At 37.5% G+C, this 14,578-nt stretch carries 12 protein-coding genes; 4 read left to right on the top strand and 8 right to left on the bottom strand.

The genetic code is table 11. The annotated features are described in order from the left end of the window. Positions 1-60: 60 nt before the first annotated feature. On the bottom strand, positions 61-1,356 hold the full coding sequence (gene tyrS, locus EIB73_RS06210; protein ID WP_125023659.1) for a tyrosine--tRNA ligase: 1,296 nt from the start codon (positions 1,354-1,356) through the stop codon (positions 61-63). Positions 1,357-1,641: 285 nt separating this feature from the next. On the opposite strand from tyrS, the gene EIB73_RS06205 reads away from it, so the two are divergent. Together EIB73_RS06205 and EIB73_RS06200 are read left to right on the top strand one after the other, a co-directional pair. After that, positions 1,642-2,373 (top strand): sterol desaturase family protein, encoded by a 732-nt coding sequence (locus EIB73_RS06205; RefSeq protein ID WP_125023657.1) that lies wholly within the window; start codon positions 1,642-1,644, stop codon positions 2,371-2,373. A gap of 342 nt (positions 2,374-2,715) precedes the next feature. Beyond that, complete coding sequence (locus EIB73_RS06200) at positions 2,716-3,162, top strand: KTSC domain-containing protein (protein ID WP_125023655.1); 447 nt, start codon at positions 2,716-2,718, stop codon at positions 3,160-3,162. A 136-nt stretch (positions 3,163-3,298) separates the two neighbouring features. On the opposite strand, the gene EIB73_RS06195 is transcribed toward EIB73_RS06200, so the two are convergent. The 3 genes from EIB73_RS06195 to EIB73_RS06185 form a co-directional block, all read right to left on the bottom strand. After that, on the bottom strand, positions 3,299-4,750 hold the full coding sequence (locus EIB73_RS06195) for an FAD-dependent oxidoreductase (RefSeq protein ID WP_125023653.1): 1,452 nt from the start codon (positions 4,748-4,750) through the stop codon (positions 3,299-3,301). A gap of 271 nt (positions 4,751-5,021) precedes the next feature. Further along, positions 5,022-5,336: an HPF/RaiA family ribosome-associated protein gene (locus EIB73_RS06190; RefSeq protein ID WP_125023651.1), complete on the bottom strand. Its 315-nt coding sequence runs from the start codon at positions 5,334-5,336 to the stop codon at positions 5,022-5,024. 331 nt (positions 5,337-5,667) lie between these two features. Then, a complete protein-coding gene (locus EIB73_RS06185; RefSeq protein ID WP_125023649.1) occupies positions 5,668-6,732 on the bottom strand; it encodes a Gfo/Idh/MocA family oxidoreductase in 1,065 nt (354 codons plus the stop codon). Positions 6,733-7,012: 280 nt separating this feature from the next. Between EIB73_RS06185 and EIB73_RS06180 the strand changes: the two genes are divergently transcribed. Both EIB73_RS06180 and EIB73_RS06175 read left to right on the top strand, forming a co-directional pair. Beyond that, the gene (locus EIB73_RS06180) at positions 7,013-8,326 is read left to right on the top strand and encodes a M16 family metallopeptidase (RefSeq protein ID WP_125023647.1); all 1,314 of its coding nucleotides are present in this window, start codon (positions 7,013-7,015) and stop codon (positions 8,324-8,326) included. Between the two features lie 6 nt (positions 8,327-8,332). After that, positions 8,333-10,381: a M16 family metallopeptidase gene (locus tag EIB73_RS06175; RefSeq protein ID WP_125023645.1), complete on the top strand. Its 2,049-nt coding sequence runs from the start codon at positions 8,333-8,335 to the stop codon at positions 10,379-10,381. A 158-nt stretch (positions 10,382-10,539) separates the two neighbouring features. Here EIB73_RS06175 and EIB73_RS06170 read toward each other — a convergent pair whose 3' ends face one another. From EIB73_RS06170 to EIB73_RS06155, 4 genes are all read right to left on the bottom strand, one after another. Next, the gene (locus EIB73_RS06170; protein WP_125023643.1) at positions 10,540-11,007 is read right to left on the bottom strand and encodes a GNAT family N-acetyltransferase; all 468 of its coding nucleotides are present in this window, start codon (positions 11,005-11,007) and stop codon (positions 10,540-10,542) included. A 204-nt stretch (positions 11,008-11,211) separates the two neighbouring features. Then, positions 11,212-11,754, bottom strand: a complete 543-nt coding sequence (locus tag EIB73_RS06165) for a hypothetical protein (protein ID WP_125023641.1) — start codon at positions 11,752-11,754, stop codon at positions 11,212-11,214. A 42-nt stretch (positions 11,755-11,796) separates the two neighbouring features. Further along, complete coding sequence (locus EIB73_RS06160) at positions 11,797-12,675, bottom strand: IS982 family transposase (protein WP_125021619.1); 879 nt, start codon at positions 12,673-12,675, stop codon at positions 11,797-11,799. Between the two features lie 196 nt (positions 12,676-12,871). Further along, positions 12,872-14,434 carry an Rne/Rng family ribonuclease gene (locus tag EIB73_RS06155; protein ID WP_125023639.1) on the bottom strand — a complete coding sequence of 521 codons (1,563 nt, stop codon included), beginning with the start codon at positions 14,432-14,434 and terminating at the stop codon, positions 12,872-12,874. Positions 14,435-14,578: the final 144 nt, after the last annotated feature.

The raw sequence follows: 14,578 nt of genomic DNA, 5'->3' as shown, positions 1-14,578 counted from the left end.
ATAAAAGCCGGAAATCATCCTGCTTTCACAATAATATGTTAAATGTTATCTAAATAATATTTAAATCGCTTTCACGATGAAGTAATTTTTCTTTCCTTTTTGTAATAACAGGAATTTTCCATCAATTAAATCTTTTTCTGAAACTTCGAAAGTCTCGGTAACTTTCTCTTTATTAATAGAAATGCTGTTACCCGTTAATTCTCTTCTGGCTTCTCCTTTTGATTTAAGAAAACCTGATTTTTCAGATATAAGATCAACAACATTACAGCTAAGCACTTCGTTTTTAGCGATCTCTTTTTGAGGAACACCTTCGAAAATTTCTAAGAAAGTCGCTTCCTCCAATTTTACTAGATCTTCTGCGGTTGATCGTCCGAATAATATTTCAGATGCTTTCGCTGCTTTCTCGAATTCTTCGCGGCTGTGAACCCAAACTGTTACTTCTTCAGCTAATTTTTTCTGAAGCTTTCTTTCGTGCGGTGCTGTTTTATGATCTTCAATTAAAGCCTCAATCTCTTCTTTGCTTAAAAACGTATAGAATTTTATAAAGCGTTCTGCATCAGCATCGGTTGCATTGACCCAAAACTGATAGAATTTGTACGGCGACGTTCTTTTCGGATCGAGCCAGTAATTTTCCCCAGCTTCAGATTTTCCGAACTTAGAACCGTCGGCTTTTGTAATTAACGGAACCGTTAAAGCAAATGCTTCACCCTGAACTTTGCGGCGGATTAATTCTGTTCCTGTTGTAATATTTCCCCACTGGTCAGAACCTCCCATTTGTAGTCTCACATTTTTCTCCTTATACAGATGCAGGAAATCATAACCCTGTAAGAGCTGATAAGAAAATTCTGTAAAACTCATCCCTTCCGCGCCACCTTCACCGGTGATTCTTTTCTTCACGGATTCTTTGGCCATCATATAATTCACGGTGATATTTTTTCCCGTATCACGAATGAAATCCAGAAACGAAATTTCTTTCATCCAGTCATAATTATTCACCAATTCTGCATTATTAGTTTCGCTACCGTCGAATTTTAGAAATTTAGAAAGTTGACCTTTCAAACAATCTACGTAATAATTCAGGGTATCTTCATCTAAAGCATTGCGCTCATTAGACTTTCCGGAAGGATCCCCGATCATTCCTGTAGCACCGCCGACCAAAGCGATAGGTTTGTGGCCATGCTGCTGGAAATGCGCCAACACTTTAATGGGAATTAAACTTCCGATATGCAGTGAGTCCGCAGTAGGATCGAACCCAATATAAGCAGTCGTCATCTCCTTATTCAGTTGTTCTTCAGTTCCCGGCATCATGTCGGCAAAAAGGCCGCGCCATTTCAGTTCTTCAATAAAAGAGTTCATTTTCTTGCAAAATTTTAAGAAGCAAAGGTAACGATTTTGTTGGGAAGAGGCGTGCTGGTGCGAGCGAAGTTTTAAAAGCCAGGCGAAATAATCATAAAAAATTCCTTTAAAATAATCTCTTTTCTTAGGATTATCGTACTTACCTGAAATCACAAAGAGGCAGGAGAAATTTCATTTGATTTTTATAAGAAATGTCTTGCATTTAAAAAGAAAATGAAATGCAGATGACGTGGGTTTTCATAACTTTGATTTTTAATTTAATAAAAAGTTGATTAATATTTAAAAATGGGAGGTTTTCTTGCGTATGTTTTGATTTTTTTTATAATTCTGCTCATTCGTTATTTTGTGACCGCAGGATTTTTCTATGCCTTTTATTTAAAGGTGAAGAAAAGTAATACCGACAAAAAAATATTAAGTCAAAGACCCTTAAAAAAGGAACAGGTCAAAAAAGAGATTTACTGGAGCGTCATTTCCTCCGCGATTTTTGCCTTTTTTGGAGCAGTGACGTATTGGCTTTATTTGAATCAATTCACCTCCATTTATCTGGATCCTGCTACTTATGGATACTGGTATTTACCGTTGAGTCTGTTGATTGTTTTGCTACTGCATGAAACTTATTATTACTGGGTTCATCGCGCGATGCATTTTCCGAAAATTTATAAAGTCGTTCACAAAGTTCATCATCAAAGTTTAAGTACCACGCCCTGGACTGCGTTTTCCTTTCACCCATGGGAAAGTATAATTGAGGCTTTAATTGTACCACTCATTTTAATCGTAGTTCCTGTTAATATTTATGTGTTGCTTTTTTATCTGATTTTAATGACTTTCAGCAGCATGATCAATCATTTGGATATTGAAGTATATCCGGAATCATTTCGAAAAAGTGCGTTCGGAAAACTTTGGATTGATGCAACTCATCATCATTATCATCACAAAGAATTCAATACCAATTATGGTTTGTACTTTACGTTTTGGGACAAACTGATGGGAACAGAAAGCCGAAAAATGGATGTGTAATAATTGTGCTGCTAAAAAGTGAAGAATCTTTTTCATTTAATGTAAAGAAGAAAATTGATACGAGTTTTTTCAGTTTAAAACCGTGGTTTCTTAAAGCCTTTTAGCAGAAAATCCCTTCCTCCTTGCGACAGATTCATTCCTTCCAATTCAAAAATTAATTTATAAACACTCAAAGTTTCATCATTAATTTGCTCGAAATCAGCGTGTTTTAATAGTGTGATTAAATTTTAATTCACTAATTTTGCACCCGCAAAAAAAGGGCAAGTAGTAGACTGATTATTATCAAATACGGATGATGGTCGTTATTACATGAAACCTTTGAAAATCAGAAAATATTTGCATATGAAAAGAGTAGGTGAGCACAGAAAGCTTCTTGGGGTTGATAAAACCGCGACATTAAAAGATTTAAAAACGATTTACAGAAATACGATGAAGGATGCGCATCCGGATAAATTTGTAAATGATGAAGAAGGGAAACTGGAAGCAGAAGAAAAAAGCAAGTCCGTTATTGAAGCCTACCACTTTTTGGTGAGCATCAACCCGGAGACGCAGGAAAAATATAAGGAAGAATATACAGAAACGATTACAAAATCCAATATTCAGGATTTTTATTTAGAGAAATCAATTCTAAAAATCCAGCATTTGAACGGAAAAATATTTGAATATATTGGTGTTCCAAGAAACACTTATATTAAAATGGTGAATTCAGATTCGCCGAGCCGTTTTGCAAGACGTCATATTTATGGCAATTATATTTACCGTAAAGATGGTGAAGCGATGGTAGATTAATTTCCCGTTTTTTTATTAACAAAATTTACATCAACCAAGAGGTGAGTTTATTCAATAATATGATTAACTAATTTTAAATTGGTAAAAGAGAAGAAGTACAAATCGAAATAGATTTATGTACTAGTAGAAATTTTTATTAAGATTGCCTCTTCAAGATTCTTCCTCTCGGCTCATCCCCTTTATAAAGCGCAATTTCAGAATGTAAAAATTGTGCAGCTGCGGCGGAATCTATAACTTTTGATTTACTGCGTTCCAACATTTTATTTTCAAAGGGAATTAATACGCTCTCTCTAATTCCGCTTTCCCTCCACTCAGAAAAAGGTTTGCAGTTTTTAAAAATTTCACGGGCTAAAGAAAGTGCATCGAGCAAAGCTTGATTCGCGCCCTGACCTTTAAATGGACTCATCGGATGCGCTGCATCACCAATTAAGGTTGCTGCTCCCGCATTTTCTAATAATTCCGGCTGGAGCAAAGCGCGGTCATAAACCGGATAACCCGAAATCTGAGCTTCCTGTGTAGCTGCTAAAATTTGTGGAATAGGAGCGTGCCACTGCGTTCTGCGAATGGCTTCTTCTTTCAGTGCTTTCGGTCCTTTTATACTTAAAATTTTAGCTTCCTCTTCTGACAGTGGAAAGCTTAATTGCCACATCACCGACTCCGCATCAAATGGCATTACATAAATTCTTTCATTTCCATTGGCGGTTTGGAAAACCGTCGCTGAATCCAGCAGAGAACTTTCAACGTCTTGAAGTGCGGATAAGGGGCAAATCCCCAAAATCACAATGCAATCCAAATAGCGCAAAGGTGAAATTTCCTCTCCAATGAGTAAGCTGCGAACAGCGCTTCGAATTCCATCAGCTCCAACAATCAAATCTGCTTTTTCAGTTTTCGCTTTTCCGTCTACCAAAAAGTTGAGTTCAATTCCGTGTTCTTTATTCTCTTTAAAATCCAGAAGTTGATGTCCCCACTGCACCGATTTACTCCCGCCAAGTTGGTCGAGTAAAGCCAAACGCAAAGATTGTCGGGCAATGTGAATATTTGTTTTTTTGTGGGAACTTTTAGGAGTGTTTTCTGTTTCGAGCCACTTTCGCATTCCCCATTCGCCGACTATTTTTCCCTCCGGTGTATGAACCAAATGTCGCGTAGAAACTACGCCTTTTTCCAAATGTAAAATTCCAAAACCTTCGATCGCTTTACTTGCCTGTTGCAAAGTCAGCCCATAACCTTGGGAGCGTTCGTCGAAACTGGTGTCGCGTTCGTAAAGTGTAAACGGAATGCCTCGGTGCAGACAAGCCACTGCTAAAGCAACGCCGCCAATTCCACCTCCGATAATGGCAACGTGCGGATAGTTTTCAGAGTCTGGAGCAGGTGGGTTTTCACAAGGAATTAAGCCGGAGCCGGAACAGGTTGGACAAATATAAAGTTGAGCTTCCGGACGAACTGGAGGAGCTCCTTTGCCATTTCCTTTTTCGAATTTTTCCAATTCCTCTTGGTAACGCAGTCTCAAACTTTTTTTAATTCTGCGCTTTTTTTTGCCGAGACTCTGACAGTCTGGGCAGAAAGTCCAATGGTGTTGTTCCTTTTTCATCTGCTTTTAGGCGGTTGTCTAAGTTTGAGTTTGAAATCTATTTTGTGGGTGTTTTCTCATAATTTCGAACAGGTAACAAAGGTACCAAAGAGAATTAGTAGATAAAAATGTTTTCGTTGATTTATAAATGACACATATTATAAACAATTTTAGTCAAAAGCAGACTGAAAATTATAATATTTTTGAAAAATCATGCATCTCCATTAACTTAAAAGCAAAAAATAAAGACGCCTAAGAAAGCGTCTTTATAATAATGAACAGTAAGTTCTTCTTAATAGCTGCGTAATTTTCCCATGGTCGTATCCAGGGAAGTTTTCAACTTGGTAGAAGCATCACTCAGCGCCTGATCAATCGAATTTCCTTGACCTGTTACGGCTATCGGTTGCATTCCGCGCAAGCGGGCTTCTAGCACACATTTTTTATCATTTTCCCCTTCTTTGTGGCTATTTTCATCGCTTATTTTCACTTCCAGGCGGGTTAGATGCTCGGCAAAACGTTCGAAGTTTGCTTCTAAATCTGCTGTGAGATGCGTTCTCATCTCTGCACTTGCAGTAATGTTGTTGTCGGTGTTGATTAATATTTCCATATTTTTTTAACGTTTTAAGAGTTTATTTTTACTTTAAATTAAAGATATGAAATACTGCGTTATTTTGAAAAATTGTGCTGTGGTTTAACATCAGATTAACATTAAAGAAGGCTTGGTTTAACAATTTCATAACTTTTTTGAGGTTATACTGTCCATGGATTTACCACAATGCTTTTTATTTCCAAAGCCGCGCCCCGGAATGAGTGGAACTTTTTTTGTTGATGGCTGAACGAAAGTCAAAGCCGCTGATAACAAAGTGAGCGTGGAGGAAGGAAAAAGGCGCCCAAATATTACCTATCTTTCTCGTCAAACCTTTCCTCAAAAGCCTTACTTAATAATGAGACAGGACAATCGTTTTGTTTTGTTTCGAGCTTTCCAAGGCGGCTTCAATGATTTTCATGTTCTGAATTATTTCCGAGCCGGGAGAAGGCAAAGCGTCACCGAAAACAATATGTTCATAAATCTCCTGATAGTAATTCATGTAATTTCCCGGCTCGCTGGAGGTCAAAAGCCGCTTGGTCTCTGAATCTGCTGTCAGATAATTTAAGATGCCGTCGGGTTCATTTAAAGGTTTTGTCCAGTCTTCGTTATAAGTTGGAGTGGCACCGGCAACCAATTCTATTTCCTGACCGTCCGTTCTTTCCTGCAGAAAACTCCCTTTATTACCGTGAAGAATATAGGCATAATGCGCTTCTTTGCTGAAAACTGAAGATTTTAAGCGAACACGCAGGTTATTTTTATAGTAGAGCAGAATTTCAAAATAATCGTTCGCAAAATCAGAACCTTTCATTGAAAATACATCGGCAAAAATTTTCTCCGGGAAACCAAAAAGTTGTGTGGCCTGATCTATAAGATGCGAACCTAAATCATGAAGAGCGCCGGAACCTTTTAAGGCAGGATTTTCTTTATGTTCTTTTGAGCCGGGTTCGGTACGGAACCGGTCGAACCGGATTTCAACTTCTTTAAGAGCTCCTAGTTTTCCTTCTTTTAAAATTTTTTCAACTTGTAAATAATCACGGTCAAATCTGCGGTTTTGGTAGACACTGAGGAAGAGATTTTTTTCTTCGGCGAGTTTTACAAGTTCTTCCGCTTCGGAAGTTGTCACGGTAAAAGGCTTTTCTACGATCACATTTTTTCCTTCCTCTAAAGCCATTTTTGTATATTCGAAATGGGTTTGCACGGGCGTGTTCACGACGACGAGTTCAATGTCTGCATGCTGAAGCATTTCTTCCACTGATCGGAAAATTTCGGTTTCGGGATATTGGTCTTTTGATTCTTCTTTGGACCTTTCCACGATGGCCGACATAAAAAATCCGGGATGTTCTTTCAGAAAAGGTGCGTGAAATACTCTTCCACTCATTCCAAAAGCACAAAGTCCCACTTTTACGAGTTGCATATTCTAAATTTTAACAAATGTATAAAAGCTTTTTTAAATTTTTAAAAACCAATTTTTAATGTGCAATAATCTGCGCCCCGGCCTGAGTGGAGCTCTCCGCCGCGGCGGAAGCGGGAACGGAGGACGGATGAAGGCGTCCAAATCAACTCAATAAAAGGTGCCCGGATGAAGAATTTAAGACATGAAGTGACATATTTCTTAAAATCTGACAAAATTTTTAGGATTCTGTAACTTTTACAGGAATTTTGCTACTTATTGACCATAGAATTAATATAAAATTATGATAAAAAAATCTTTTTCAGCTTTTGGCCTTCTGCTTTTGGGAGTTTTGTCACAGGCTCAGGAAATTAAATTTGAAGAATATGATTTGCCGAACGGCATGCATGTAATTCTGCATCAGGATAATAAGGCACCGGTGGTGACTACCGCGGTGATGTATCACGTAGGTGCTAAAGATGAAATCGCAAACAGAACAGGTTTTGCACATTTTTTTGAGCATTTGCTTTTCGAAGGAACACCAAACATCAAACGTGGAGAATGGATGAAAATTGTGGGCGCAAATGGCGGTACCAACAACGCCAATACGACCGATGACCGTACGTATTATTACGAAACTTTCCCGTCCAATAATCTTCAGCTTGGTTTATGGATGGAATCTGAACGTTTGAGACATCCTGTGATCAATCAAATTGGAGTTGATACGCAAAATGAGGTGGTGAAAGAAGAGAAAAGACTGCGCGTTGATAATCAGCCTTACGGTAATATTATGAAAGCCATTAAAACAGGTCTGTTCAAAAAACACCCTTACAAAAACACCACCATTGGTGAAATGGAAGATTTAGATTCTGCCAAGCTGGAAGAATTTTTAGCGTTCTTTAAAAAATATTACGTTCCAAACAACGCAACTTTGGTTGTAGCCGGAGATTTCAAAAAGGAGGAAACCAAGAAATTAATTGATACCTATTTTGCTAGCATCCCGAAAGGAGCGCCGATTGTAAGAAATTTACCACAGGAAGATCCCATCACAAAGGAAACGGTAATGACTTTTACGGATCCGAATATTCAGCTGCCGGCTTATCTTTATACCTATAGAACGCCAAGTGATAAAACCCGGGATTCTAAAGTTTTAGATATGCTTTCTTCTTATCTAAGTAACGGTAAATCATCTGTGCTTTATAAAAAATTGGTTGATCAGGATAAAAAAGCATTGCAGGTTCAGGCCATTAATTTAGGTGAAGAGGATTACAGTGTATTTGCATTCTTTGCGATTCCTTTGGGAGAAACGACTGAAGCTACGCTGAGAGCAGACATTGATGCAGAGGTGAAAAAACTACAGACCACATTGATAAGTGAAGAAGATTTTCAGAAACTGCAAAACCAGTTCGAGAATCAGTTTGTTAATGCGAATTCAAGTATTCAGGGAATTGCCAGTTCATTGGCGACCTATCACGTTTTACAGGGCGATGCCAATTTGATAAATAAAGAAATTGAGATCTACCGTAACATCACGCGTGAAGATATCCGCGAGGTTGCAAAAAAATATCTGAACAGTAACCAAAGAGTTATTATTAATTATTTACCAGAAAAAAAATAATCGAAAATGAAAAAATCATTATATAGTATCGCCGCCGTATTTTTTATTTCTGGCTTTATGAGTGCACAGGTTATCGATCTTAACCAAATGCCAAAACCGGGACCAACACCAACGGTAAATATTGCGACACCCCAAACTTTTAAACTGAAAAATGGTTTAACGGTGATGGTGGTAGAAGATCACAAACTTCCGCGCGTAAATACCACGTTATCTTTTGACCGTCCCCCAATGGTGGAGGGGAGTAAAGCCGGTGTTAGCAGCATTATGGCTGACCTTTTGGGAAGCGGAACTTCAAAAATATCTAAAGACGAGTTTAACAGGAAAGTAGATTTCCTGGGAGCTTCCATTAACTATGGGGGAAATGGAGCGAGCGCCAACACGCTTTCGAAATATTACCCGGAAATTTTAAATCTTTTTGCAGCTGGAATTACCGATGCAAAATTCTCTAACGAGGAGTTGAATAAATCTAAAGAAAGAGGAATTGCAGGTTTAAAATCCAGTGAACTAAGCGCCGAAGTCATCGGTAATCGTGTCTACAACGTGCTGACCTATGGCAAAAATTCGGCGATGGGTGAGTATGAAACTGAGGAGACCCTAAAAGCTATTACTTTAAACGATGTTCAGGATTATTATAAGAAAGCGTACGCACCGAACAACGCTTATCTCGTCGTGATTGGAGATGTTAAGTTTAATGAAGTGAAGAAGATGATTGAAAGCGCCTTCGATGGCTGGAAAAAATCGGATTACAAATATCCTTCTTTACCGAAATTTACAAATGTTGCCAAAACTGAAATCGATGTGGTTGATGTTCCCACTGCGGCACAGTCTGTCATTAAATTAGGAGGTCTTCACGATCTAAAAATGAAAGATCCCCAATATTTTGCAGCGACTACCGCCAATTATATTTTAGGTGGTGGAAGTTTGGAGACCCGTGTGAATATGAATCTACGGGAGAAAAACGGATTTACTTACGGTGCATACACTTCAATTGATACCTCTAAATACGATTCTAGTTTTGGAGGAACGGCAAATGTTCGTGGTGAAGTAACGGACAAAGCCATCAAAGAATTCATGACGGAAATTAAAGGTATTAAAACCATTAAACCGGAAGAACTGAATAATGCGAAAGAAAAATTAAAAGGTACCTTCATTATGTCACTGGAGCGACCTGAAACGGTGGCGCGATTTGCCTTGAACTTAATGACGCAGGATCTGCCAAAAGATTTCTACACCAATTATTTGAAATCGGTGGATGCGTTGACGATTGATCAAGTTCAGAAAGCGTCGGACTATTTCATCAAGCCGAATAATATGAGAATATTTGTGGCAGGGAAATCGAGTCAGTTTGCGGATCAACTTGATACCTTGGGTTATCCGGTAAAATATTTTGACGCCTACGGAAATCCTGTTGCAAAACCTGAAGTAAAGAAAGTTGATGCGAACGTAACCGTAGCAAGTGTGGCGGATAAATACATTGCAGCTATTGGCGGCAAAGATAAAGTGTCGAAAATTACCTCTATTACTTCTGTTTCTACGACAAAAATGCAGGGAATGGAACTGGGTATTAAAAACACGCAAGCGCTGGGTGGAAAAATGAATATGGAAGTTTCGATGATGGGAAATACCCTTCAGAAAATGACCTTTGACGGAACCAAAGGTTCGATGACCGCACAGGGAAATAAAATGGATATGCCCGCAGAAATGCAGGCAGCGTATGCCAAAGAAAAAAACCTTTTTCCGGAATTAACTTTTGCGACTTCGAAAGATTATACGCTAGGTGGAATTGAGAAAATAGAAGGAGCCGATGCTTATGCAGTGAAAACTGCAGATGCTACCTACTATTACGATATGAAAACCGGTTTAAAAGTAGGAGAGGTTAAAAAGCAGAAAATGCAGGGTCAGGAAATCGAAATTCCGACCTATTATTCCAATTACAAAGAAGTAGACGGAGTAAAACTTCCGTTTACCGTAAAAGTAAATCAAATGGGACAGGATATGCAGCTTGATGTTCAATCTTATGAACTAAACAAGGCGACCGCAGACGATTTTAAATAAATTTTCTCGTTTAAATAATTGATTAAACGGCATCGAAAGATGCCGTTTTTTTTACTTCGAAAAATTTTTAGCCTTTGCTTACAACGTGGTTACCGTATTCTGAATACAACAAAATTTATATTTCCTCTAAAAATGTTTTGTTTCCCTACTTTTTCTTCTTAAAGCCGTTTTTCCATTTTGATATTTGCTCTTTCATACAATCCTTTTTGCAATTCGATTTCGTAAAAACCATATTTTCGATAGAGGTGAATCGCAGGTGCCAATTGCGTGTTTGAGTAAAGAATGAGCGTTTTAATTTGGTGATCTTTCGCAAAGTTTAAACAGTGTTCCAAAAGTAATGTTCCAATTCTGTGGCCTTGCGCATTTTCGGAAACTGCCATTTTTCCTATTTCGAAAGTAGTGTCATTTTTCTGTAACAAAGAACAAGTTCCCACGATTTCATTGTTCAGTTTAGCATAAAAAATAAATCCGCCTTTATCTATAATTTCTTCTTTAGGATTTGAAAGGGAACGTATGTCACTTTCTTCAATCTTAAAATATTTTTCAAGCCATTCGTAATTCAGAGTTTTGATAGGTTCTTCCAGTCCTTCAGCGAAATTTATGATTTCAATCTTATTTTGATCCATTTTTGTCCTCTTTCTCTTATTTCTAAAAGTTACTTACACGAAATTACCACCATCTTACCTAGTGGTGATTTTCATCTTAAGAGCATTTTCGTTCTTTTTTAGTGAGTAAATTTTAGGTGAATTTTAAACGAAGTCTACAGCTTTTGTCCGTTGTACAATAATTTAATAACATAACTTATTCTTCATATTAGCAAAGGGTTAACATTAGTTCACTCCCTTTTCCCCTTGAAATTTCCTACGCTCCAGATTCAAATTGCCTAATCTGTTTTGCTTATCCAATGTCCAGATATTGATAATTTTTTCGTCATTTAAATCTTGCTCATTAGGTTTAATGATTTCTATTTCTTTAATGCTTTTGACTGCTATTTTATAATCCGATTTTTTTAATAGATAGCCATCAACATAGATCTTTGTATTTGCATCTGCACCAAAAAATGAACGGATTTCAGATTGCGTTTTGGTCGCTATTTTAAAGTCGCTCACTTCGATAATGATAAGTCCGTATTGACTAAGATTTGGGAAGTCTTTTACGTGTTCATCGGTCAGCGTTTGTTTCGGTTTAATGACGTCCATACTTTTTATTCCCTCAGCGGAAATATAGTCTGTAAAATCGGAACCAACAATGGTATTTTTATTCACGATGTAGGTCGGCGCATTTTTTTTGGAATGCAGTAATTTTTCGAACTGTTGTCCGAAAACCGCGCTGGAGGAAAGCAAGACGGTTAAAAATGCTAATTTGATTTTCATAGGAATTTTTGTTTAGATTATTAAAGATAACCTGTTGTGCATTTAGCACAAATTAACTTTTAGTTTATTCAAACTTCTTTTGAAGACGAAAAAATTGAGGTATTGAATCATCGTAAAAGAAGTTATTTTCGACACTATCCTTGTCGCCAAACCTTGAAAGGTTTTTGCAAAGTTCACGTTTATTGTAAACTGGCCGCATAGTTGCGATATATTGGTTTCAATCCGTTTCCTTATGTTTGATTTTGTCCTTGAAAACTCTACAAAACCATGCTGGTTTTTCCTCATCGGGACCGAAAGATTTATCTTGGAATAGTTGAATAAATCTACTTGAAATTTTTTACTGATATATCCTCTGTCCCCGATCAATAAACAGTTTTTAAAGTTTTCCTTAATATCCTTGAGGTAATTTACATCATGAACATTTGCAGGGGTGAAATCAAAAGAGTGAAAGATTCCATTCTTGTCACAAACCGCATGAAGTTTATAGCCAAAATACCTTGACTTCTGCGCGGCACAATATCCAAACGAAGGTTTGATATCATCTGTGGAACAAATTGCCGAACGGTTTGCACGACTGAATTTACATATTTCAATCGGTGTTGAATCAACAATGAAGACATCGCTGAAATCAGAAAATTTACCGCTTAAGGTCTCCCTTATTTTTTCAATATATGGAAAAAGCCTCCTCCTTCTTTTATTGTAGACGCTCCTCTCGATCTTCCCATCCAAATCGGTTCCCGAAATACATCTAAACAACTGTAATTCAGAGTTAATGGACATGTATTCAGCGGTAATATTAAGTGCCACAAGTTCCAAGTCAGACATTTTCGGGAGTCTGATCTGCTTATTTGACTTAATATGTTTACAGGTTGCTGTCAATTCTTTTAAAATAATTTCGTAGTTTTGAATGAGATTGTTCATGTATTTAAATGACTTGGTAATCAATTAAATATACGATTTTTTAATCAAATGGACAATCTTTTTTCCTTTCAATTTCTAAATGCACAACAGGTTAAAGATAGCAAATTTCCGCATCCAATCGAAAAAAAAACTCCCGACTGAGTCAGGAGTTTCTTTTTTGAAGTGAGCAATTTTTTTTATCGGTTTTTGGAACCTTTTAATTTGAGTAACTCATTAATTCTTCTTTTTTAGAATTAATCAGTTTGTATTCCAGATATTTAAAGGAATCTCTGGGGATGATGGTGACCCATTTTTTGTATTTTAAGTACCATTTTGTTTGAATACTCATAAGACCTTTTGTCAAATAAGCTTCTACAAAGGGGTGCACGTGTAGGAAAAGTTTTCCTTTTTCAGTTTGTATTAGGGTTCTGATGACTTCCTCCATTCTTTCAACCACCACGATCGGCGCCAGGATTTCACCATCGATGTTTGGATTGTCTTCCTGCGTTTTAATTACTTTTTCCGGACGGGTTCTTTGTCGAGTCAATTGGATCAAACCAAATTTACTTGGCGGCAGAATTTTATGTCTGGCCTTGTCACGACTCATTTCTTCTTTAAAATGTTCGTACAGATCTCGTCGGTGGTCGGCATTGATCATGTCAATGAAATCCACGACGATAATTCCTCCCATATCGCGAAGTCTAAGCTGTCGAGCGATTTCAGTTGCTGCCATTTTATTCACCGTCAGTGCGTGTTCTTTGTTGCTGGAACCTGCGCCTGAAGAAAGATTATTCCCCGAATTCACATCGATCACGTGAAGTGCTTCGGTGTGTTCGATGACGAGATAAGCTCCTTTGGAACTTGGAATGTTGACGTGTTTGCCGAAACTTTGTTTGAGTTGTTTTTCTACGTTATAATATTCCATCAAAGGAATAGGTTTGTCGTAGAATTGCACGATATTTTTTCGTTCCGGTGCAATGACTTCAATGTAGTTACGCATGTCATCAACCATCTGCTCATCATCACAGATAATTGAAACGAAATCTGCATTGAAATTGTCCCGTAAAATTGCGGAAGCTTTATCTTCTTCACTCAACACTTTACTCGGAACTTTGTTTTTCTGAAGGTTTTTGAAAGTCGTTTCCCACTTCTGAATCAGCTGATTCATATCATTGTGGAGTTCAGCGACTTTTTTGCCTTCTGCAACTGTGCGAATAATCACACCAAAACCTTCCGGTTTAATGCTTTCTATTAAGGTTTTCAGTCGTGTTTTCTCTTCCGAGTTCCCAATCTTTTTAGAAATTGAAACACTTTTATCAAAAGGAATTAAAACCAAAAACCGTCCTGTTAGGGAAATTTGGGTTGAGATTCGTGGTCCTTTTGTGGAGATTGGTTCTTTCGTAATTTGCAGAATAACGCTGTCATCTTTCGCCAGAACTTTATCAATGGTCCCGTTTTTATTAATTTCTTTTTGAATTTCGAAATTTTTGAGAGAAGAGTTCTGTTGTTTTTTGGAAACCGTGTCCTGTAGAAATTTTTTGTAGGTCAGAAATTGAGGACCTAAATCCTGATAGTGCAGAAAGGCATCTTTTTCGTACCCAATGCTGACAAAAGCAGCATTCAGGTTGGGTGCGAGTTTTTTTACTTTACCGATAAATAAATCGCCTACCACGAAGTCGCTTTTGTCCTCCTGTTCATGGAGTTCAAAAAGACGGCCGTCTTCGAGCAGGGCAATTTTAGATTGCTCACCTTCATGTGATATTATCAGTTCTTTCTTCATTCTTTAGTTTGGGGATTAAGGATGGTAAATTTCTCTTCTTGTGAGAAACATCTTAATCGGCCCATTTTTTTATAGTTTCTATGCTTTGTTTAAAATGGTCATCATGCTTTAAGTATCATGATCAGGACCAATTTTTCAACTTCA

This window comes from Kaistella carnis, assembly GCF_003860585.1.
Taxonomy (GTDB): domain Bacteria; phylum Bacteroidota; class Bacteroidia; order Flavobacteriales; family Weeksellaceae; genus Kaistella; species Kaistella carnis.
The sequence above is the reverse complement of the archived record's forward strand: the minus strand, read 5'-3'. Positions and strand labels throughout refer to the sequence as shown.